The sequence below is a fragment of the Tolypothrix campylonemoides VB511288_2 genome, assembly GCF_045999855.1.
In the GTDB taxonomy this organism is placed as follows: domain Bacteria; phylum Cyanobacteriota; class Cyanobacteriia; order Cyanobacteriales; family Nostocaceae; genus Scytonema; species Scytonema bouteillei_A.
On record NZ_JBFPMW010000005.1, the window covers coordinates 474,526 to 496,638 of the forward strand.

A 22,113-nucleotide genomic window follows, 5' to 3' on the forward strand; every position below is an offset into this window, starting at 1 on the left:
ACTCTAGCTGCAATGGTTTTTAATTGGTTCCGCCGTCAACATAATGAGCCTTCTGGTACTCCATCTGAAGATAAGCAACCAGAAACACCTGCTGTACAAGAAACCCAGCTAGAACAAGCCGCAACGTCAACGGCAGAGAATGCAACCGAGGTAGCTGTAGACTTGCTGGCTTATGCAAAAGCAGCTTACAAAAATATTCAGCAAAGACAGCAGGGTGACGAGCAATATGTTACTCCATCTGACGAAGCAACTATAGACACGGTAGACACGGTAGACAAGGAAGCTCTTCTGAGTCAACCAAGTACTGATGACCAAATCCAAGACGAACTCGGTGTAGCACCAGTAGAGGAAGCTGTAACAGAAGCACCGGAAGTGGAGAGTTCAGAGTCACCTTTAGACATTAAAGGTGATTCGGAGTTAGGGATAGATGAAGGTGTAGCTACAGAACCAACAGTCGTTCCAAGCGAGGAAATTCAACCAGCAGCACCAGCAACACTCTCTTTTTTAGAGAGAGCAGCAGCAGAAAGGCAAGCCAAGCAAGAACGTCTGATTGCCACTGCGATCGAACAACCAGAACCAGAGGTCTTACAAACAGCTGCAACAACAGCACCGCCCGAACAAGGGGAAATTCCTGGGTTTGCCTTTGATGAAGGATTTTTGTGGTCTACAGAAGTCTTAGCCGCTCAAGGGAGGCGTCCTGAAGACATTTCGATTGAAGAAATTACTTGGCTGAAAAAACTGCGCCAAGGTTTAGACAAAACTCGCCGTAATATACTCAACCAACTTAAAGCAATTGTTGGTCAAGGACCTCTCAACCAAGCAGCTGTCACAGAAATAGAATCCTTGCTTTTGCAAGCTGATGTGGGTGTGGAAGCAACAGACCATATTATCAGTACCTTACAAAAAAGGATTCGCCAAGAAGCATTACCACCAGAAGAAGGTATTGCATATCTGAAATCAATCCTTCGGGATATGCTGGACACGCCAATACAGAAATCCGGTAAAGTTTCCTTTGCACCAGAAAAGGAAACCCTCAATATTTGGTTGATGACTGGAGTCAATGGAGTAGGTAAAACTACTACTATTGGTAAAATTGCCCACTTAGCCAATAAATCTGGATATAAGTGTTTGATAGGTGCTGCTGATACCTTCCGCGCTGCGGCTGTAGAACAAGTAAAAATTTGGGGTCAGAGAAGTGGTGTCGAAGTTATTGCTAATCCTGCAAAAAATGCAGATCCAGCAGCTGTTGTATTTGATGCAATTTCTGCCGCACTCGCACGAGACACAGAATTACTGTTGGTAGACACCGCAGGACGACTGCAGAATAAAAAGAATTTAATGGATGAACTCAGTAAAGTTCGTCGCATTATTGATAAAAAAGCCCCTAATGCTAAAGTAGAGTCTCTACTGGTTTTAGACGCGACACTAGGTCAGAATGGGCTGCGACAGGCAGAAGTCTTTTCCCAAGCAGCGCAGCTTAGTGGTGTTGTGTTAACAAAACTTGATGGAACTGCCAAAGGGGGAGTTGCTCTTGCTGTCGTGCAGCAACTTGGCTTACCTATTCGCTTTATTGGTGCGGGCGAAGGTGTTGAAGACCTACGACCTTTTTCTAGCTACGAGTTTGTGGAAGCACTTTTAAGTGGTTAGTCGTTGATACTTACTCAATGGAGAGGGTGCAAGGCTTTACGCACTTAAACAATTAGTTCGTTCCCGCTCTAACGATTACCAATTTTTGGAGGGTGGGCAATGCTAGCGATTTGCGAGTATTGCCCACCCTCCGTCTGTCAGTAATCTTCTAGTGGAAAGGGGGTATCGGTATGTCTGAAAAATGTCTGGAATTCCTGATAATGTCGATCGCAAATTATTCTCTAATGGTAGTTTAAATGTTGTCAGTGCCGTGGGAATAGTTCCAACACTTTTTATTTTTAATATTTCTGATGGGAGGTGACAAAATAAGTAATTCATGAGAAAATTGTAAGCCTCTTAGCGCTTATCAAAAAAGTAGTTATTTCAAAATCTGTTTTGTATCCAAAACACTTAGCTTATAGATATCTATTGACTGAGATAAAAAAATGTGTATAAAAATCAGATGCTTGCCGTCTTTCTACTCTTGCTAAATTGACAATATTGTCACAATATGATTTAGCAATGCCAGAACAGAAGTATTTATAACTAATCTAAGATCTGCTTAAGTAAAGTGCAATTTATAACTGTGCCTGTGCCTCAACCACCCTCTCAACCTACTGACAATAACAAGACCAGTGCTGGTACGGATGTAACTCCTGTAATAGCGCTGAAAGAGCTTGTGGCACGGCTACATCGAGAACAAAATAAAATTCAAGATTTACTCAGTTCTTTAGGGTTTGCCCTTAGAAGTTTCAACAATCTCAATCAGTTTCTGGAACTGATTCCACTTATGGCGACAAGGGTAACAGATGCGGATGGAAGTGCGTTGTTTTTGTATAAACCGAACGGTCAAGTGAGATTAGAACAACTGCACTGGCAAGATAGCCGTCAGCGTAAAAATATCCGCAAAGCCTTAGAAACAGTCAGCAGCCAGATTACCTATGTGCCAAACTCCCAACCTTTAGCAACAAATACAGGAGTCTTGGATGACCACATGCATCGCCATTTGGGACCAGACATACACATCTTTGGCACAGCAATTCTAGTGAAACACACAGAACGAGGATGGCTGTATGTTTTAAGTCGCGATCCTGAGTACAGTTGGACGGAAACCAGACAAAAGTTAGTTCGGTTAATCGCAGATCAAACTGCGGTGGCGATCAAAAACGATGAATTAGCTGTAGAACTGAGGAAAAAAGAACGTCTCGACCAAGAATTAGAAATTGGTGCGGAAATTCAAAGAAGACTTCTACCACGCCAATACCCTACCATTCCAGGCGTGGCTCTTGCAGCTCGTTGTAAACCTGCCAATCGTGTTGGTGGGGATTACTATGACTTTATTCCTACGAATCACCATCAAATTCAGTACAACAACAACGGTCGTTCTGCTGAAATGGACGGTCGCTGGGGTTTAGTGATTGGGGATGTCATGGGCAAAGGTGTTCCCGCTGGACTCATTATGACTATGATGCGGGGAATGTTGCGGGGAGAAGTTTTACACAGTCATAGCCCAGGTCAAATTCTAGAAAATCTGAATCGAGTGATGTATGCGGATTTGGAAAATTCCCACCGCTTTGTCACTATGTTTTATTCGGAGTATGACCCCGCAACCAGGATTTTGTCATACACTAACGCTGCCCACAACCCTCCCATGTGGTGGCATGCCACTACAAAAACAGTCACGCGCTTGGATAGTTATGGTATGCTGATTGGCTTGGATGCCAGCAGCCAATATGAAGATGCCCGCGCCCAGTTAGAACCGGGCGATACTATTCTTTACTACACAGATGGGTTAACGGATGCCGCATCTGCAAGTGGCGATCGCTTTGATGAAGAAAACCTTCTTGTTGCGTTTAACTATGCTTGTCGGATTTGTAACAGTCCGGAAGAGATACTCGATTATCTATTTGACCGCGTGGAACAATTCATTGGTGAGGACAGGCAAAACACCGATGATATGACATTGGTTGTTTTGCAGGTTGAAGCTTCACAACGAGCGGTTAATTCCCATAATGAAGTTGGGTGAAATGTATACAGCAATACTACTTGTCTACACATAAATCTTCTTTTAGGTAGTGTAGATAGAGCTTCTACAGTCCTTTTGTTAGATAAAAATTTACATACATCCCAAGAAACTCATTCTTGAGATGAACTAGCTGTTTGGCACTGCAGACAGATAGCGATAACCGCAGGAGTCAATACTATGAAAAATGTAAGTTAAATGCGTAAGGAAACTTAACAATGGGACTTTATCCTACAGATGCAACTGAAAAGGCATACAATGGTAGCGATCGCAATGCTGTAAAATTCGGATTCACGCCTCAATCCGAACTATGGCAAGGACGTCTGGCAATGATTGGCTTTCTCGCCTATCTACTATGGGATCTCAATAGCTATAGTGTAGTGCGTGACGTACTCAATCTTCTTCCTCGATAATCACACACTACTGGTCTGCCTGATAAATTTTGATGGGTAAATCTCTTCAGAACCCTGACTTTTTCAAGAAGTCGGGGATCTTACAACTCCAAGCAATCGATACCATCCCGCCACACCCAGTACAAAATCAAGAAAAAACTTTAAACCAAAGATAGTTGTTGGGTATGTAATTATTAAAGTATCTTAATATTTCTATACAATAGAAATGCTGGTGTTGCTCGAAGCGCGGAGCCGATCGCAATTTAGAGATTGTCTGATGAGCGATCTGTTTGCCCTACCATGATTTTTTGAATTTTCACCCAAGATGGAGTCAATAGCGTGATTCAACAATTAGAAAAACCACCCAGTTCTCAAATTCACATAAAATTAAACGGTGAATCTACTACTGGGCTTTTTATTGCTATTACCATAATAGGTATATGGGCAGCCAGCTTAACTTACTTGCTTTCAGTAGATATTTCTAAATTTAATTTTATAACATTATTACTAGGGATAATTTGGCAAACATTTCTTTATACGGGATTATTTATTACTGCTCACGATGCGATGCATGGAGTTGTATTTCCTAAAAATAGCAAAATCAATCACTTTATCGGCTCATTTTCATTGTTACTTTACGGTTGGTTATCCTATAGTAAATTACTCAAAAAGCATTGGGTACATCACCACCATCCTGCGAGTGAATCAGATCCAGACTTCCATAATGGTAAGCAGAAAAACTTTTTTGCCTGGTACCTGTATTTCATGAAGAATTACTGGAGCTGGCAGCAAATTATTGTCTTAACAAGTCTCTATAACCTTTCTCATTACTTCCTTCACATACCCAAAGATAATTTGACTTACTTTTGGGCACTACCTGCCATCTTAAGTTCCATACAGCTATTTTATTTTGGGACTTTCTTACCCCATCAAGAACCAGAAGAAGGTTATTCAGAACCCCATCGCGCTCAAACAATCTCACTTCCCGTTTGGTTGTCATTTCTGACTTGCTATCATTTTGGCTATCATAACGAACACCATGAATATCCTCATGCAGCGTGGTGGCAATTGCCAAAAGTTTATAAATCAAAGACTGAGACAGTTTCACCTTAACCGCGATAAGTAGAAATAGTGTAAAGACGTGCTATTATAGCGCGTCTTTACACCATTAACCTATAGGAGTCTTTTCATTTCATAAAACGATATAAGTCGCAATTATTTTGTTTAAATTCCTTTCAAGAATTACGAACTAATGTTGTTTGCCGATACTGAGCAATATTATTTTCCAGTATTGCAGGGCGCAGGCAAAGATACGCAAGGGGACCAAGTAGGGGCACAAGCGCTACAGCCCAAAACAATTCAGGATTGTGAAATCTTCGCCTTGCCATATCATCACCAAGCACTGTGGGAAATAAAAGACAAAAAAGACACACTGCCAAACTCATACCGTTGATAAAGCGATCGCTGTGAAACTGCTGCCAAAAATCTACCCAATCACCAAAAAACAAACCATAACCCAGTATGGACAGAGTGCTGAAAGTGAGAATAAGACCGAACAAGCGAGAATCTAGAAAATTCAAAAAAGAGTCCTTTCGTCCTGCAAATTCTTGATTGGGTTCCCGAAAGGCTAGATAAGGTAAAAGACCAAGAATACCCGCACCAACACCAGCTAAAGCAAAAGGCCAAAAAGGAATCGATTGCATTCTGCCATCAAAGAACAAAACACCACTATAAATTAGCAACAAAATACCAACTAGCGCAAAAATTGAGAGTACAACTGGATTAATTGCCAACAAATTTAAGGTAAATATGTTTTTCAAGAGAGCGAGTGTTTCGTCTAGATGTAACGGAGGTGACAAAAATAAAATGTAGGCAATAAATCCAGCCCACAATGACCAAAGAGCTATTTTTCTATTCATGCTTTTCCCTAACTTCCAATCCCTAACTCCTGACTTCTAACCTCTGCGTCCAACTCAGGTAAAGGCGGACGTATACATAAGTAGATTAAAGGTCCAAACAGAGGTATCAATGCAACTAACCAGAAGATCTGAGGATTATCTAGCCCCCGACGGAACATATCATCTCGAAGTAACGCTGGAAACACCAGACAAAGCAAGCAAAAATCAAGGCTCATGACATGGATAAAGCGGCTGGTTTGCCACTGATGTGCAAAATCTCCCCAATCACCAGCCCCAATACCGCTAGCAACTAGTACAACAGTGGCAGCAGTTAGAGCAATACCAGTCCAGCGAGAATCTAGTATTGCCAAAAAAAGATTCTTCTTGCCAGGAAATTTTGGATTGGGCTCCCGTAGCGATAAATAAGGCAATAAAGCAAAAGCTCCAACCCCAAAAGAAGCTGTGGCAAACAGCCAAGCAGGAAGTCTTTGCCCTCTACCATCAGCAAACATAACCGCGCTGTAAATCAAAGGCCAGACGCCCATAATATAAAAGAGCGATATTACCAAAGGATTGATTCCTTGCCACTGACCAATACAAAGATTTTTAATCAACTCAAACGTATCGGGTTGGTTCGGAGGGGCGAAGAAAGAAGCGTAGAGAATCACGCTCAACCACAAAATCCCAAAGGCAATTTTTCTCAGCATAATTTAACTTATTACTAGTTAGTAGTTAGTCGTTAGTAGTTTTTCCATTAACAACTAACCAATAACCTTCTTAAGAGTTGAACAAACTGAAAGCGTCTGACAGGTAATCAGCAGCAGCAGACACGACCGCGATCGCACTTTCATAATCCAAGCGCGTTGGTCCCAAAACACCTACACTGCCCACAGGTACTAAACCTCGACGGTATGTAGAGGATATCAACGAGCAAGTACGGATGGGTTCCAAAGGATTTTCAGAACCAATACGAACAGTGACTCGTGGCTTACCCACTTCCTCAGCTTCTGGTTGTTCAAATATTAACTGCCAAAGTTGGTCTTGTTCTTCTTCCAGCAGGTGGATAAGCGTTTGCACTTGCTGTAATTCCGAGAATTCTGGTTGACGTAAAACTTCAGCAATACCGCGAACCATTATTTGTGTTGCAGATGGTTTAAGAGTGCGACGGCTAAGTTCTGCCAATGATTTTTTCAAAAAGTTGCTGTAACTTTGGAATTCTCGATCCAGTTCGCTCCAATCGAGATTGCCAAGTTCCACCAAACTGCGCCCCCGCAGATGGCTGTTTAAGAAATTAGATACTATTTGTAATTTATGGTCGATGGCTTCCGCATCGGTTTGTACGTTGTCTTGTTCGGGAGGTAAGTCCAAAACTGCTGAATGGGTTTCATATCCATCTGTGACGACAATCAGCATGACTCGTCCTGCTTCAATTTGCACCAGTTGCAGATGCCTGATAACAGCAGCACCAGTTTGTGGCATGGTGATGAGAGTAATGCAACCACTTAAGGTAGAAAGGATTTGTGCAGCTCCTTGCAGAATTGCTTCCCAACTCCACTCTTCCCATTTCAGATTTTGTTGGAGTACAACCTCTACTTCCTTACCTAAAGTTTCAGAAGGTGTAATTAGCCGATCGACATAAATTCGATAACCTGAATCGGAAGGAACTCTTCCTGCAGAGGTATGGGGTTGGTACAAGAACCCTGATTTTTCTAACGCGCCCATCACATTGCGAATAGTTGCCGAACTCACACCGAGGTTATATTCCTCAACAAGAGCTTTGGAACCAACAGGTTCTGCTGTAGCAATGTAATGACGTATGGTTGCCCAAAGTATATGTTGTTGCCGATTGGTTAACTGAACTTGCATAAGGGAATGGGTTACTAAAGCAGAATTTTAAGTAAAGTTTGAAAAAGTTAATGGAGACAAGCCCACAAAGGATTAATATTGGTAAAGCAAGGTATCAAAGTATGTATTTATTTTGAAATAGGTAGAGTAAAATTCCAGTATAGCCCCTAATAAAGTGTTCATTAACACAAAGTGAGTTGGATTAAAAAGCTTGAATCGCTCGAGTTAGAAAACTTGCATCTACCATGCATCATTTCATAAGCTTCTAAAAGACGCTGTATTTTAAGTTACTAATTTTTACCCAACCCAGAATAAATAGAGAGTGGTTGAGCAAGAGAGAGACTTGTTCTACAAAGATTAGAAGCTGAATTTACTGTGTTAAAGATAGCAAAAGCTAGTCAGAATTGCCATGGTAAGGAGTTGTAAAAAAAACTTTATCGCCCGGAATTAGTACTGAGGGATGGAAGGATCGACTAAATAAGAGTAGGCGTCAATTCCACCTGCAATGTTCTTAACATTTGTAAACCCTTGTGTCATTAACCACTGGCACATTTGGGCAGAACGGACGCCATGGTGACAGAGTACCCAAGTTTCAGCATGAGGATTCAAGAGAGTTTGAATTTGCTCCCCCCAATTAGCAAATTGACTCAAAGGTAGATTGACAAAGCCATCTATGCTAGCGATCGCCACTTCTTGTGGTTCGCGTACATCCACAAGCTGAAGGTCTGGCTCTTGTGAAGATAAACGTTGACCCAGTTCCTCAACGCTCACTTGGGTGAACTCTTGCTCAAAAGGTTTGCCTGTCATGAAGTTTTACGATAATGCGTGTATTTTTATGTTGACAGAAAATCGGCTGTTTTTTTGTTATTGAGCGATCGACAGATCCCCAACTTCTTCCCTCCCCAACGACCTGCCAATTCCAAAAGATTACCAAGGCGTAGTACTTATGCTTAAAGCACGCGGGCAATGAGCGTTAACGATTTAAACTAAATCCTAGTAGTGACGCTGCCGATCGTCCAGCAGCTATATATTTGTTTGTGCGCCTCTAACAGTCTATGTAACAAATATGACACAACGCTTATTTTTCAAAGCCATAACTGCTTGTCTCCTCATGCTGCTTCTCCTTGGTACCGCTGCTTGTAACAGCGCCAAAGCCCCATCCAACCTCGCTATCCCTTCCGGACAGCCAAATGCTGCTATCTTTGTTTCCCAGCAAGCGCCAGTGATGGTGTCGTTGCTGACAAATCCGGAACGCTTGCCAAATTCGGAACGAGATGGAGAAATCGCCAAGCTAAAAACAAGCTTATTGGCAAATACGGATATTGATTACCAAAAAGATATTCAGCCGTGGTTGGGTCAGGAAATCACACTGGCTGTAACTACCTTGGACTTGGATCGGGAACCGGAAAATGGCAGTAATCCTGGGTATCTTATGGCACTAGCTACCAAAGAACCAGAAAAAAGCCGTGAATTTGTAGAATTATTGTTTTCCAAGCGATCGCTCGCTGGGGCAAACTTAACTGTTGAACAGTACAAGGGTGTAAAGTTGATTTATGAGATTCCACAGGAAACACCCGCAGAAGAGAAACTAGGTGGATATTTTTCAGTTCCCAATCGCCAATCTAAAACCAAAAATCCAAAATCTCAAATTCAAAATGCTCTTGCTGGTGCAGTGGTAGGCGATAATTTTGTATTATTTGCTAACGATCCAAAAGTTTTGCGCGATGCCATTAATAACGTTCAAGCCCCAGACTTGAATTTGATGAGTTCCAGTAAATACCAGCAAGCAATAAAAGCTTTACCCAAGGACGCACTTGCAGTTGCTTTCCTGAATCTCCCCACCGTGGCAAAATGGCAGGGCTTGGAAAGTGAAACCGCACCTTACAACAGTCAAATTGTCTCTTTAGTCACGAATCGCAAAGGATTAATAGCGGAAACCGCTTTACTGGCAAAAGAAAAAAATTTGCTTTCACCCACTACAGAAATCGCACAACCAGTTGGTGCATTGCAGTATATTCCAGCTTCTGCGGGTTTGTCAGTTGCTTCTTCCAATTTAAGTAATTTGGATAACAGTAATTTAGCCCTACTTTGGCAACAAGCGATCGCAGTTATATCTGGTTCCAAGGAAGATGTCTTCTCTGGTTTGCTGCAACCTCTAGCTGAAGTTCAAAAGCACTGGAATATCAATTGGAAAGATGATGTTTTTGATTGGGTACGGGGAGAGTATGCCATAGGTTTGTTACCCCGTGAAGACCAAATCAATCCCGATTGGATTTTTGTAGCAGAAAAATCAGAAGAGACACCAGCAGCCATTGCTCATTTAAATGAAATTGCTTCATCAGGGGGGCTTTCATTGAATTCCCTCAAGATAGGGGAACAAAAAATATCTGCTTGGACAGAGTTAGCCGCTACTTCCAGTCAATCTGCACTTGCAAAAGACCGACAGGTCTATACAATTCAAGCAAAGGTTTTGGGAGCATACGCAGATGTAGGTAATTACGAGATTATCACCTCTTCCATTGAGGCAATGGATGCAGCGCTTACAGCCAAAGAAGATTCTTTGGTAAACAAGAGTGATTTCCAAAATAGTATTGCTGCTCTACCAAAACCCAATCAGGGCTATGTTTATGTCGATTGGACAAAGAGTCAGCCAATTATCGAAAGTCAACTCCCCTTTCTTAAACTTGTGGAAGTCGTTGGCAAATCCTTTTTTCAAAATTTGCGATCGCTAACAGTGAGCAGTTACGGTAGCGATACAGATTTGCTTAAAGGTGGTGTGTTTTTTCAATTTAATAGTTAGTTGTTAATGGGTAACTGGGAATGGAGAATGGGTATTGTTTCTTACCTATTGCTCAAATCCCCATTACCCCGCTTTATTATTTCCTGTGCCACAATCAAAGGTGCCACAAGATCAGAAAATTTCAATATTTTTCCTGATAGTTTGAGTATAGAAAAAAACTATACTCAGACACAAGGGAGGGGTATCATGAAACGCAATCGCCCCCTATCTACGATAAAAAGCGCCTGGCTCCTAGCTACATTTACCGCACTTGCTTCTACACCCGTGTTTGCAGATACAGCAAACTTTGGTAAGCTAGCGCTATCACCTGGGTTTGAATCAACGAAAGGAACAATAGCAGGTTATACAGGTGGATCGTACTCCTTGTCGGCTATTAGCAATCGCGATCGCAACAGAAATGTCTGTATTGGCTATGGAGATCCCAAGCCAGACCACATCCTAATTCTGGAAAAAGATTTTTCTCGCCTCAAGATACAAGTTGACACAGGTGGTAATGATACAACATTGGTCATTCAAGGACCAGATAACAGCATAGTTCGGTGTGGCGATGATACTGGTAGAAATAAAGACGCTAGCATCATAGATAGCACTTGGAAAGCGGGTACATATCGCGTGTGGGTAGGCACATTTAAACCGGGAGAAAGGCGGAATTATACTCTTACGGTACAGGAGCAAGGCTAATGGCTAATGGCTAATGGTCAATGGCTGAAGTCAGACTGGCAAACAATTAGCAATTAGCAATTAGCAGTTAGCAATTAACGTTAAGATAGAGTGTAACTTGTTTGGCAAAACGAGAGTTTTATAAGCGTGTTATCTACTCTTTTGACTGACTTCCGCATTATATTTGACCGAGATCCAGCGGCTCGCAACTGGTTAGAAGTGTTGTTTTGCTACCCTGGGTTGCAAGCGCTGTTATTTCATCGCCTTGCTCATTGGTTGTATGGCATTGGTATTCCCTTTATTCCCCGTCTCATTTCCCACCTAGCTCGGTTTTTAACTGGAATAGAAATTCACCCCGGTGCAACAATCGGACAAGGAGTTTTTATTGACCATGGAATGGGCGTGGTTATTGGAGAAACAGCAATTATTGGAGACTATACCCTAATTTACCAAGGTGTTACCCTTGGTGGTACGGGCAAAGAATGTGGTAAGCGCCATCCTACTGTGGGTGAAAATGTTGTCGTTGGAGCAGGTGCAAAAGTGCTCGGCAATATCCAGATTGGTAACAATGTCCGCATTGGAGCCGGATCGGTGGTTTTGCGTGATGTTCCATCTGACTGTACTGTAGTTGGCATACCCGGTCGGATTCTCTATCGTTCTGGAGTTCGTGTCAATCCGCTAGAACACGGAAGTCTACCAGATGCTGAAGCGCAAGTGATACGTGCTTTAGTAGATAGACTTGAACAACTCGAACAGCAAATTCAACAGCTGCAAGACGTGCAACAAAACTTGTCAGTTACCAACCTAACCGCTGCTTTGAAAGAGCAATACTCTTCTCAGACTCATATCCTAACAGAGGAGCCAGTGTTTGCAGAAACTCGCTCTCGTTGCCGAATTGACAATAAGATCATAGAAGAGTTTTTGGATGGTGCAGGAATTTAATCACGGGATAGGCGATCGCGGACTAGTGGCTAGAAAAGAGCCATTTTAACGAATGATAACCACCATCTACTTTAGGGGCGCAAAGCATTGCGCCCTTACAAATAGGAAAGAAATACGAGAGGACGAGGATTTATAAGTTGATACAGCATGGTTATCCAATGGTCAGATGAAGTCAGGCTTTTTTTAGTTATGATACTAGAGTTTGCCGATCGCGTTGTTATGCCCTGCACTCATGGAGAAACTCGCGAGTCAGCAATTCGTAATGATCGAGAAGTCTTATAAATATTTGATTAGTAATTTTATTAAACTAACACTATGAATCAAACTGACGATACCCCAACACCAAAAACTCTTGAAATATGGCAAGCACTTGATGAAATTGACAAAGATCCATGTATTGGACGAATAGCAAATGAAGAGAAAGATACCTTCTTCGACAAATTTTTTAGCCAGGAAGCTAAGATGCAACGATTAAAAAGAATACGTCAACGCAAGCAAACGCTAGAAGAAAACTTAGCTTTATTAGTGGCAATGGAGAAAAAAATAGTAGAAAGCCTCCAGTAATAAAACTATTGGAGTTACGGGTAAAACGTGTACCATAGGAAAAGGCAAGAGTCTATACTGTGTATGTTTTGTGTAAAAACGCGCAATTAAGTAGATTGTTTGAGTAATAAACATAACATTTATTGGCATTTGTTGGGGTTCTCGACGGTAAGCCGAACCTACAATTTCTCTTAATAGAGCAGTATTAAGACAAAAGTTTATATTGACTTACAATATGTACTCAATCTGATAAAGATGTATTTGGAAGCTTGACAAGCGGAAGCTAAGTACTGACCCAGTTTATTGTACAAAGAGTGTTATCATATGTTTTAATGTTCTTTGCGCCTCACATTTGGGTGAGTAGGAGGCAATGCATGATTTTAGCTATTTCTTGTACCACGTTCCCCATAATCTAAGTCAAAGTATTTATCGCATTTTTGAGCCACAGTGTAAAGCGGAAATTCTTCACTGGTTTAGTCGAGAGGATATTCCCAACGAACTTAAAGAAGAGTTTATGAAACTCTTACTAAATTTTGAAGACGATTGTGGGAATTTCTACCGATCTCGAGCTTACTTGCTAGCAGCAGAAGCATTGAATCATTTTGAAGAATGTAGTTTAGGGGATGCAATTGTTCAACAACTACTGCAATGGAGTTATGTTTATTTTGGTTGGCAAAACTTTCCAAAACCATTACAAGAAGAAGCAAAAGTAGTCTTGAACTTAACAGATAAAAAACGAGTAATTGCTGCCTTTGAGTTGTTAATTCAGACTACAGAAAGTCAGTTTGTGTTACAAGACGCTGCTTTAAGATTGGGACAAATAGACTTAGGAAATCAAATAGCGATTACGGCTTTGGTAAAACTGCTACAAGTTACGGAAAATGAAAGGACTCTGGGCAAAATATGTCAGAGTTTGGGCGAAATTGCTTGTAATGATGAAAATGCGATTGCAGCTTTAGTCGATTTACTTGAGATAACTTCAAATAAAGGCTTTGGTTGGAACTACCTTTACGTAAAGATATTTGTGGCATTGGATAAAATCGCTTATAGCAGTTCAACAGCGATTGCAGCCCTCACTAAGTTCCTGCAAATGAATCAAGATGACAGAATCAGTTGTTGTGCTGCAAAATGTTTATTACGTATAGATCCTGGTAATGCGACTGCTAAGAAAGCTTTAGTCAATATTCTAGAAACTACTGAGCGAAGCGATGTTCTCTTTCAGGCTGCTATGCATTTACAAAAAATCGCTCCAGGTAATACGGATGCGATCGCAGCTCTATCTACAAGGTTAGAAAAGACAAAAGAAGACGATCTTCTCTGTCAAGCAGTTATTAGCTTGGGAAAAATTACGCCGCATTGTCCTGCGGTAAGCACAGCTTTAACTCGAATTGTGGAAACAAGTGAAAACTTACACAGTGTTACTCTAGCTGCTGCATACTTGCTTTCTATTAAGCCAGATAACAAGCGATCGCTAAGCACAGTTATCAACAGGCTGGAAACAACTCAGGATGATTATTACCGCTATAGAATTGCTGGTGAACTCCTGCGGCGTTACCCAAGTAACGAGGTGGGGATTTCAACGCTGCTTTCCATCATTGAAAAAAATTTAGATTGCAATGCGTCTTGCAACGCAATTTCTACTCTTCACAGAATTCGCTGGGATGAAGTCGCTGTAGCCACACGTCAAAAAGCTATAAAAGTTCTTCTTGGTTTACTGGTAAATCAAGGTAATTGCTGTGATTATATTGAAGTAGCTCGAGCAATCTTGGCAATAGAGCCAGGGAACGAGATAGCGATCGCCACTTTAGTCAAAATTATGGAGAACGATGGCAATGACTGGTTGCGTCGCTATGCTGCTGAAGTTTTGATACAAACTAATAATTCTTGTGAAAAAGCTCTCAATACCATAGTTGATTTAGCTCACTTAGACAATGGTCTCAACGTTGACGCTCTGCTAGTTTCCGTGCAGGAAATAACCCAGAAAAATCAAATGAACCAAAAATTTCTTGACAATATGATTGCGGCTAAAGTCAAATTAATCCAAACCTTTGAAGAAGAGGAAGAGAACAAAGAAAGCCTCAGCCCTTGCCACAGCTTTTCTTATGAACTCTCTTTGCTAAAAGAGGTTGATAAATTGCTGCCGATTCTACAAGATGAGCATTTGCCAAAAGTCGTATCAGATTTGAAAGACTATCTCAGCCAAGAGTTTTATCAACAAACTTCTTACCGCTATGAAGCAGTTTACAAGCTCCTATGGCATTGTGCTCAACGTATGACTTATCAAGAGTTTTATCAGAGTTGGCATTAAACTGTCACTGGAGGCGGAGCCTCCCTGAAGACATTCCCAGGCTCCGCCTGGGAACGAGAGTGTCTGAATTAAGCATTAACTACTACAACGGACTACTGGGAACCAGAGTGTCTGAATTATTCTGAATTATGGATTAACCTCCACAACAGACCAAATCTGCAATTCATCTAGCAAATAACACCATCTGTTTTGGGGATCGCCTCGTAATTCAAGACGATCTACTTTAACGGGATCGAGCAGTAACAAACAAAAATTGGCTAGAGGCAAAGTTGAATCGGGAGGTGATGGAGAGAAAGCCTCTTGTGAGCTTCTCGGTTCACCGGGATCGGGCCAAGCGAATTGCAAGCGGGCGTTGTCTGAAATCTCTTGCCATGCCATCTGACGGGCTTTTTGCATCTTTGGATCGAAATGATTGGCATCTACAAGTATCAATTCTCCTGCAAGACGAAATTGCTCGCGGGTGCTTGTAAAATACCAGCAAGCTTCTCCCCAAGCCCGATTCTTTATTTGGTCAAATTTTTGACTTCGCGTATCAGTAATAATTTTTAGCTGGTTGGTGTCGTCAAGAAATCCCCGGAACACAACAGTACGGTTGGCTGGACGTCCATCACCTTGAACGGTTGCTAATTGGAAATATCGCGAATGAGGCTCGCTGCGATTGCGATGAAGAGCACGAGCAAGGGGCGATCGCCATGGCGCAAGATTTTCCAACTATCCTCCAACAACAATGAGTAGTAACCAAGTGAAACAGCTTATAAGTAATCGAGCGAGCCAAAACCATTGAGGTTGAGCCTCGTAGCACGGCGAGAGGCTCAACCGTACTTTAGACGATGGATGTAGGCGAGCGGTCTGTCCCTAAAGGGACAGTCATGATATCCTAGTCTTGTCAGTACAAGACGTTAAAACCTACTCCCGGACTGGGAGAAAGTATACGCCTGAAACATCCTTGAGGAGATATCATTACGCCCTTGTGGCAAACGTAATGAGCCTAGGAACCCTATTAGTACGGATATTAAGACTGAAAAGTCTTAAGAATCTCTGACTCTTTAGGGCAGAGAGTGTCAAAGGGAATTCCTTTTATCATCGAGTCCGCGAAGGCGGACTTCGGTTGTATAGCCACGATTTCTAATCGTTAGGGCTTTGATCGTTGAGTCCGCGAAGGCGGACTTCGTTTGTATAGCCACGATTTCTAATCGTTAGGGCTTTGATCGTTGAGTCCGCGAAGGCGGACTTCGTTTGTATAGCCACGATTTCTAATCGTTAGGGCTTTGATCGTTGAGTCCGCGAAGGCGGACTTCGTTTGTATAGCCACGATTTCTAATCGTTAGGGCTTTGATCGTTGAGTCCGCGAAGGCGGACTTCGTTTGTATAGCCACGATTTCTAATCGTTAGGGCTTTGATCGTTGAGTCCGCGAAGGCGGACTTCGTTTGTATAGCCACGATTTCTAATCGTTAGGGAAAAAAGCGGATTGAGTATCAGGTGCTAGTAACATTGAGTATATCCTTAGACTTAGCGTAAATTCATAAATTTTGCAATCTTTACCCTCTCATTCAGTTAGCGTATAGTCGTAATCTGTGTCAGCAAGCAACAAGACTTCATTATGGTTCGTGAGCTAGAAAGAGAACGACTAAAGAATGCCCAATTTCCGGAAACCGCCCCTGCAGCTAACCCAGTGTTTTTTAGAACTTACAGCCGCCGTAAAGAGGGTGGAGTGAGAGAAACTTGGGAGCAAGTGTGCGATCGCACTTTATCGGGTTTAATTGAATTGGGTAAGCTTCTGCCAGAAGAGGCTGAGATCCTGGAACGGATGCAGCGAAATTTAAAAGCATTACCAAGTGGAAGATGGTTGTGGGTTGGAGGTACAAACTGGTTACTGCAGCAAAAGAATTTTTCTGGAGCTTACAATTGCACATCAACTAATGCTGTGGATTGGAGTGCTTTTGGTTTAATGATGGACTTAGCGATGATGGGCTGTGGGACTGGAGCTGTTCTAGAACCGAAATACATCAACCAACTTCCTCCCATTCGCAATCGCCTATCTGTCACAGTCCAAGGAGAAATTGGCAGTACCCTTCCCGAGCACCGACGTGAGGAGACAGAAGTTAAAATAGAGAACAATCTTGTAACAATTTATGTTGGCGATAGCCGCCAAGGTTGGGTACAGTCTTATCAAAGATTGTTGGAACTCTCAACAGATGAACGGTTTACACGAGAAGTTCAAGTGATTGTCGATATTAGTGATGTACGTCAAGCAGGAGAGCGGCTGAACGGCTTTGGAGGAGTTGCCAATCCCGTCAAATTGCCTGGGCTTTACGAGCGTTGTGCATTGATTTTAAATAAAGCTGTAGGAAGACAGTTAAATTCAGTTGAATGCTGTTTGTTGATTGATGAAGCTGCTGTAACAATTGTTGCAGGTAATATCCGTAGATCTGCTGGAATTCGTCAAGGCTCTGGCGACGATCGCTTATTTGCAGATGCAAAATCCAATCTTTGGCAGCAAGACGAAAATGGTAACTGGCGCATCGATCCAGAACGGGATGCACTCAGGATGGCAAACCATAGCAGAGTCTTTCATTACAAACCTACATTAGAAGAATGTATTGATGCTGTCCGCAAACAATACTACAGTGGTGAAGGTGCAATTCAATGGGCTGGTGAAGCTGTAGCTAGAGCTAACTGCGACCTACTTGTGACTCAAGATCGAAGAGTCGATTTTCTGAAGGCTTATGCAGAAGGAAAAGCAGAAGCTTGGTTGCAGGAGAAATATCCTCACATCTCTCAAAGTGAGCTAGAACATCGTTTAGCTCGATTCGGCTTGAATCCGTGTGGTAGATAATTTTGCCTCACGTAAAAAACCGGGGAAATTCAGGGAAAGCTAAACGGTTAGAAAACTCACTTCTCCCGCATGCTAATCCTGAGCTAATCTTGAGATTTAAAAGTCTTTTGGCAGTGCAACGCATAGGGGTTGAAACTTTTCAGCAAACAGTAAAAATTTATGACTGAGAACTGACAAGAATATAATACCCTCACGAGTCTCCGGCTACCCTATGGTAGAAAAGATATGCTGAACTGAATTGGAATTAACCAGTTGTATCCCTGTTATGGGTATGAGGAAAACCTCCAGAACTAGAGGATAAAAAGCCTTTAGGATAACAAATATGGAAATTATAGGTAGCAATTTCCACTGTAATTTATCGGAGATCCACTTAAATCAAATCGATCCACTGAACTACAAAGAACAAGAAGAAGCTTTTACAGCAGGATCTCTTTCTGTTGCATCACTTTTGCACCACAAGTTTCTTGAAACCCGCTATCAGTACAGCCGTGAATTAGATCCTATTGTGGGTGTTTCTTTCACGGGGTTATTTGATTTCTTTGTCCGTGCTTTTGGCGTTGATTGGTTGCGTTGGTGGGCAGAAGGAAGACCGGAAACAACTCAAGGATTGGCATTTAAGCGTCGAGAACAGGAATACCTAAGTTTCTGGAAAGATACCGTTCATCGTGTTGTTTGGGATTACTGCGATCGCCACGGTCTGAAACGCCCCAACCGCTGTACTACTGTTCAACCTAGCGGTACTAAATCCTTATTAACAGGTGCAAGTCCGGGATGGCATCCACCTAAAGCACAAAGATTTTTGCGGCGGATCACCTTCCGTAAAAATGACCCTGTTGCTTTAGCTTGTATTGACTACGGCTACAATGTCATTCCCTCCCAATCCGATAAAGACGAACAGGGTAATTTGTTGCACGATCCCTTCGATCCGCGAGTCAGTGAATGGCTTGTGGAGATTCCAGTCTCTGTACTTTGGGCGGATTTACCAGGTGCTGATGAAATCGACATCAGTCAATTTAGCGCCCTCGCCCAAACGGATTTTTATATGCAAGTCCAAAAGTTCTATGTTACACACAACACTTCGGCAACCATTGAACTCCGAGAAAATGAAGTGGAAGCTTTGGGAACGCGGATATATGAAGCCATCAGAGATGATGAAGGTTACATGAGTGCTGCACTGCTAGCCAGATTTGACGATCTCCAAACTTTCCCTCGCTTACCTTTTGAGCCAATTTCAAAAGAGCAATACGATCGATTTATGAAGGAAGTCGAAATGCGTCGTAAAACAGATGATTTTCATGGTGTTTTAAGTAACTATGATTTTGGTGAGTTAATGGAAGCCGGACCTGCGGGATGTGATTCAGACAAATGCATGATGCCGGAACAAAATAATGAGAGGGGTTAGAGGTTAGGGTTTAGGAGTACTACTACCCCTGCGAGCCTATCTCTCGTTCCCAGGTAGAACCTGGGAATTCAGCTTACGAGGCTTTCCCTCGACCTTCTGGCAAAATACCCGCGTAGTATGGTATTGGTGGGCTTTAGCCCTACCTGTTTTACTACTTGACTAAATACAAGAGGCGGAGCCACCGGATTGAGGGTCAGGGTCTTCCTCTTCCTCTACCCAAGCCCCTAGTTCCCAACCTCTTATTTTTAACTACAATACTTGGAGATTCGTAATGTTCCTTGAAGAATTAACACCAATATTTAAACAACTTACCCAACACCCAATGTCGTTTATGGGTGGATTTGTGTCTGGGGTACTAAAACTTAATCTTGCAGATGACCCTGTTAAAAGTTGGCTTTCCCAGCAATTAGGTACAAATACTTACACTTCTGCTCCCACTCAAGCACATAATGGTAAAGCAAGTGGACCACAAACAATCTCTATTGATTAACGTTTAGATGCTGTCATCAGGGTAAAGCTTTAAAGGGTAAGGCAAGCTTACCCTGAATTTAGTTAGATAAGTACTAAAAAGTAAATTTCGCATCTATAGAAATAGGTAGATTTCTCTCTTGAAGCTTAAGAAAATCACTATAAAATTCTGTCAACCATAGAACAGATAGGGTATATAAGAGAGACTGATTATAACTTATGTGTGTTTGTAAAATCTCATACTTTGAAAAACAACACGATCGGTTATGATATGAGCGTATGCGAAAACTTAGCTAAACAGAATGGAATCTTGTAACGAAGTAACTGCTCAAAGTTACATTTTCATTACAAAATTTTTCACCTGAAAGTCAGATAAGACTCAGCCCGTCTTGGCTGTTAATTTTGTCTGTACCTTTACGCTGGGCTTTTCGCTCTTCGTTGCGACTTACGTGATTCACATGACTATTTACGTTGGAAATCTCTCCTACCGCGCCACTGAAGAAGACTTAAAAGTTGTATTTGCAGAATACGGCGAGGTCAAAAGAGTTGTTTTACCTACCGATCGCGAAACAGGACGACTCCGGGGTTTCGCTTTTGTTGACATGAATGAAGATAACCAAGAGGATGCAGCCATTTCAGAACTGGATGGCGCAGAATGGATGGGTCGTCAACTCAGAGTCAATAAAGCCAAACCGCGAGAAGAAAACAGTAATGGCAACCGACGAGGTAGTTGGGTGAAAAAACAAGAGTCTTATTAAAAGCAGAATACGATGATAACAAATTGTCTTCTAGTTACGCAAGCTATAAACTGCTCAGTTTTCTAGAAACAGTTGTTACTGGCACTTAAATGGAAGTGCGAGCGGCAAGTTGTGACCCAGTGAGAAAGGTCACAGCTTGCCACATTACGTTTTACCAGAGTGGTTTTAGCAGAAATCACCAAATTTATGGAAGCAAGTTTCCCAGCGAGTGGGTGCCTGAATAACAGTAGAATTGACAAATTTGTGATTCACTAGCAATTGTAGCGATCGCTAAAGCTAACCTCTCTATCTACAGGATGAAATACGGGGAAATGGCAACAGCGAGCGACACATTCAGGATGAATAAGCATATTTACTGTGCATACCATTCCAAATTAGGATTTCGGCTTGGTATAGCTGCAATTTGGAATTGATTCTTTATTTTATCTAAAAACCCATTTCAGTGGTCAATTTACCTTTCTAAGATAGAGGCAGCAACAACAGTTGTGACGCACGGGATGAACCACGTAAATACCCACTATGAACGGGAGGACATAATAATGACTAAAGCGCCAGAATCTTTGGAGTCGGTCAATAACGAAGCAGCAGACCGGGCGTTAGACCGTGATTGTACTACATTATCCCGTCATGTCCTACAGCAACTTCAGAGCTTTTCGCCAGAAGCACAGGATTTGAGTACGTTGATGAATCGAATTGCTTTGGCTGGGAAGCTAGTTGCACGTCGTCTAAGCCGTGCGGGTTTAATGGAAGGGGTTCTTGGATTTACTGGAGAAGTGAACGTACAAGGAGAATCCGTTAAAAAAATGGACGTCTATGCCAATGACGTTTTTATCTCAGTGTTCAAGCAAAGCGGGTTAGTCTGTCGCTTGGCTTCTGAGGAAATGGACAAACCCTATTACATTCCCGAAAACTGCCCCATAGGTCGCTACACCCTGCTATACGATCCCATTGATGGCTCATCGAATACTGATACAAATCTCAGTTTGGGTTCTATTTTTTCGATTCGGCAACAACAAGGAACCGATCTCGACGGAGAAGCACGAGATTTACTGGCTCCAGGACGCAACCAAATTGCCGCAGGATACATACTCTACGGTCCCAGCACGATGCTGATCTATACTATAGGTAAGGGAGTTCACTCATTTACCCTCGACCCAAGTTTAGGAGAGTTTATCCTGACGGAAGAGAACATTCGCATTCCCGACCATGGTTCCGTATACAGCGTTAACGAGGGTAATTTTTGGCAATGGGATGAACCAATTCGAGAGTACATCCGTTACGTCCACAGAACAGAAGGTTACACGGCTCGCTATAGCGGAGCGATGGTAAGCGATATCCATAGAATATTGTTGCAAGGTGGTGTATTTCTTTACCCAGGAACACTCCCAAAACCAGAAGGGAAATTGCGTTTACTTTATGAATCCGCTCCTTTAGCTTTTGTGATCGAGCAAGCAGGGGGTCGCGCAACTACGGGACATACAGAGATTTTAGATGTGGTGCCAAAGAAACTACATCAACGTACTCCTTTGATTATTGGTAGCCCAAAGGATGTAGCGAAGGTAGAGTCTTTTATTCAGAATGGGCATTAATGGCTAATGACTGATGGCTAAA

Annotated in this window: 17 protein-coding genes and 2 pseudogenes; 14 read left to right on the forward strand and 5 right to left on the reverse strand. The window is 42.2% G+C overall.

Annotated features, from left to right (window positions below; genetic code table 11):
* Window positions 1–12 precede the first annotated feature (12 nt).
* The 4 genes from ftsY (at window position 13) to crtW (ending at window position 5,154) form a co-directional block, all read left to right on the forward strand.
* Window positions 13–1,647, forward strand: a complete 1,635-nt coding sequence (gene ftsY / locus AB0756_RS18475) for a signal recognition particle-docking protein FtsY (protein WP_038073531.1) — start codon at window positions 13–15, stop codon at window positions 1,645–1,647.
* A 565-nt stretch (window positions 1,648–2,212) separates the two neighbouring features.
* Window positions 2,213–3,652 carry a PP2C family protein-serine/threonine phosphatase gene (locus tag AB0756_RS18480; RefSeq protein ID WP_050045922.1) on the forward strand — a complete coding sequence of 480 codons (1,440 nt, stop codon included), beginning with the start codon at window positions 2,213–2,215 and terminating at the stop codon, window positions 3,650–3,652.
* 215 nt (window positions 3,653–3,867) lie between these two features.
* Window positions 3,868–4,062 carry a chlorophyll a/b-binding protein gene (locus tag AB0756_RS18485; protein ID WP_038073529.1) on the forward strand — a complete coding sequence of 65 codons (195 nt, stop codon included), beginning with the start codon at window positions 3,868–3,870 and terminating at the stop codon, window positions 4,060–4,062.
* 321 nt (window positions 4,063–4,383) lie between these two features.
* A complete protein-coding gene (gene crtW / locus AB0756_RS18490; protein ID WP_072040767.1) occupies window positions 4,384–5,154 on the forward strand; it encodes a beta-carotene ketolase CrtW in 771 nt (256 codons plus the stop codon).
* A gap of 122 nt (window positions 5,155–5,276) precedes the next feature.
* Here crtW and AB0756_RS18495 read toward each other — a convergent pair whose 3' ends face one another.
* The 4 genes from AB0756_RS18495 to AB0756_RS18510 form a co-directional block, all read right to left on the reverse strand.
* Entirely contained in the window at window positions 5,277–5,960 is a 684-nt protein-coding gene (locus AB0756_RS18495) for a hypothetical protein (protein ID WP_038073527.1), read from the reverse strand.
* 8 nt (window positions 5,961–5,968) lie between these two features.
* Window positions 5,969–6,646 (reverse strand): hypothetical protein, encoded by a 678-nt coding sequence (locus tag AB0756_RS18500; protein ID WP_038073525.1) that lies wholly within the window; start codon window positions 6,644–6,646, stop codon window positions 5,969–5,971.
* Window positions 6,647–6,716: 70 nt separating this feature from the next.
* Window positions 6,717–7,805, reverse strand: a complete 1,089-nt coding sequence (gene hrcA, locus AB0756_RS18505) for a heat-inducible transcriptional repressor HrcA (RefSeq protein ID WP_038073523.1) — start codon at window positions 7,803–7,805, stop codon at window positions 6,717–6,719.
* 426 nt (window positions 7,806–8,231) lie between these two features.
* Window positions 8,232–8,591, reverse strand: coding sequence for a rhodanese-like domain-containing protein (locus tag AB0756_RS18510; RefSeq protein ID WP_038073521.1), 360 nt, complete (start codon window positions 8,589–8,591; stop codon window positions 8,232–8,234).
* A 259-nt stretch (window positions 8,592–8,850) separates the two neighbouring features.
* Here AB0756_RS18510 and AB0756_RS18515 point away from each other — a divergent pair, with 259 nt between their 5' ends.
* The 6 genes and pseudogenes from AB0756_RS18515 to AB0756_RS18540 all read left to right on the forward strand — a co-directional run bounded on the left by AB0756_RS18515 (window position 8,851) and on the right by AB0756_RS18540 (window position 15,037).
* Window positions 8,851–10,584: a DUF3352 domain-containing protein gene (locus AB0756_RS18515; RefSeq protein WP_038073519.1), complete on the forward strand. Its 1,734-nt coding sequence runs from the start codon at window positions 8,851–8,853 to the stop codon at window positions 10,582–10,584.
* A 186-nt stretch (window positions 10,585–10,770) separates the two neighbouring features.
* Window positions 10,771–11,265, forward strand: a complete 495-nt coding sequence (locus AB0756_RS18520) for a hypothetical protein (protein ID WP_038073604.1) — start codon at window positions 10,771–10,773, stop codon at window positions 11,263–11,265.
* A gap of 126 nt (window positions 11,266–11,391) precedes the next feature.
* Window positions 11,392–12,186, forward strand: coding sequence for a serine O-acetyltransferase (cysE, locus tag AB0756_RS18525; protein ID WP_038073517.1), 795 nt, complete (start codon window positions 11,392–11,394; stop codon window positions 12,184–12,186).
* Window positions 12,187–12,333: 147 nt separating this feature from the next.
* A pseudogene (locus AB0756_RS18530) lies at window positions 12,334–12,465 on the forward strand (type II toxin-antitoxin system HicB family antitoxin); the annotation flags it as partial.
* 36 nt (window positions 12,466–12,501) lie between these two features.
* Window positions 12,502–12,750: a hypothetical protein gene (locus tag AB0756_RS18535; protein WP_038073515.1), complete on the forward strand. Its 249-nt coding sequence runs from the start codon at window positions 12,502–12,504 to the stop codon at window positions 12,748–12,750.
* Between the two features lie 349 nt (window positions 12,751–13,099).
* Window positions 13,100–15,037 carry a HEAT repeat domain-containing protein gene (locus AB0756_RS18540; protein WP_050045921.1) on the forward strand — a complete coding sequence of 646 codons (1,938 nt, stop codon included), beginning with the start codon at window positions 13,100–13,102 and terminating at the stop codon, window positions 15,035–15,037.
* Between the two features lie 126 nt (window positions 15,038–15,163).
* On the opposite strand, the gene AB0756_RS18545 is transcribed toward AB0756_RS18540, so the two are convergent.
* Window positions 15,164–15,748 (reverse strand): Npun_F5749 family FMN-dependent PPOX-type flavoprotein, encoded by a 585-nt coding sequence (locus AB0756_RS18545; protein ID WP_038073511.1) that lies wholly within the window; start codon window positions 15,746–15,748, stop codon window positions 15,164–15,166.
* A gap of 890 nt (window positions 15,749–16,638) precedes the next feature.
* Here AB0756_RS18545 and nrdJ point away from each other — a divergent pair.
* The 4 genes and pseudogenes from nrdJ (at window position 16,639) to fbp (ending at window position 22,091) form a co-directional block, all read left to right on the forward strand.
* Window positions 16,639–19,276 (forward strand): annotated as a pseudogene (gene nrdJ / locus AB0756_RS18550) (ribonucleoside-triphosphate reductase, adenosylcobalamin-dependent).
* A 271-nt stretch (window positions 19,277–19,547) separates the two neighbouring features.
* The gene (locus AB0756_RS18555; RefSeq protein WP_038073508.1) at window positions 19,548–19,766 is read left to right on the forward strand and encodes a hypothetical protein; all 219 of its coding nucleotides are present in this window, start codon (window positions 19,548–19,550) and stop codon (window positions 19,764–19,766) included.
* A 436-nt stretch (window positions 19,767–20,202) separates the two neighbouring features.
* Window positions 20,203–20,502 (forward strand): RNA recognition motif domain-containing protein, encoded by a 300-nt coding sequence (locus AB0756_RS18560; protein ID WP_038073596.1) that lies wholly within the window; start codon window positions 20,203–20,205, stop codon window positions 20,500–20,502.
* Window positions 20,503–21,041: 539 nt separating this feature from the next.
* On the forward strand, window positions 21,042–22,091 hold the full coding sequence (gene fbp / locus AB0756_RS18565; protein ID WP_038073504.1) for a class 1 fructose-bisphosphatase: 1,050 nt from the start codon (window positions 21,042–21,044) through the stop codon (window positions 22,089–22,091).
* The last annotated feature ends 22 nt before the right edge of the window (window positions 22,092–22,113 follow it).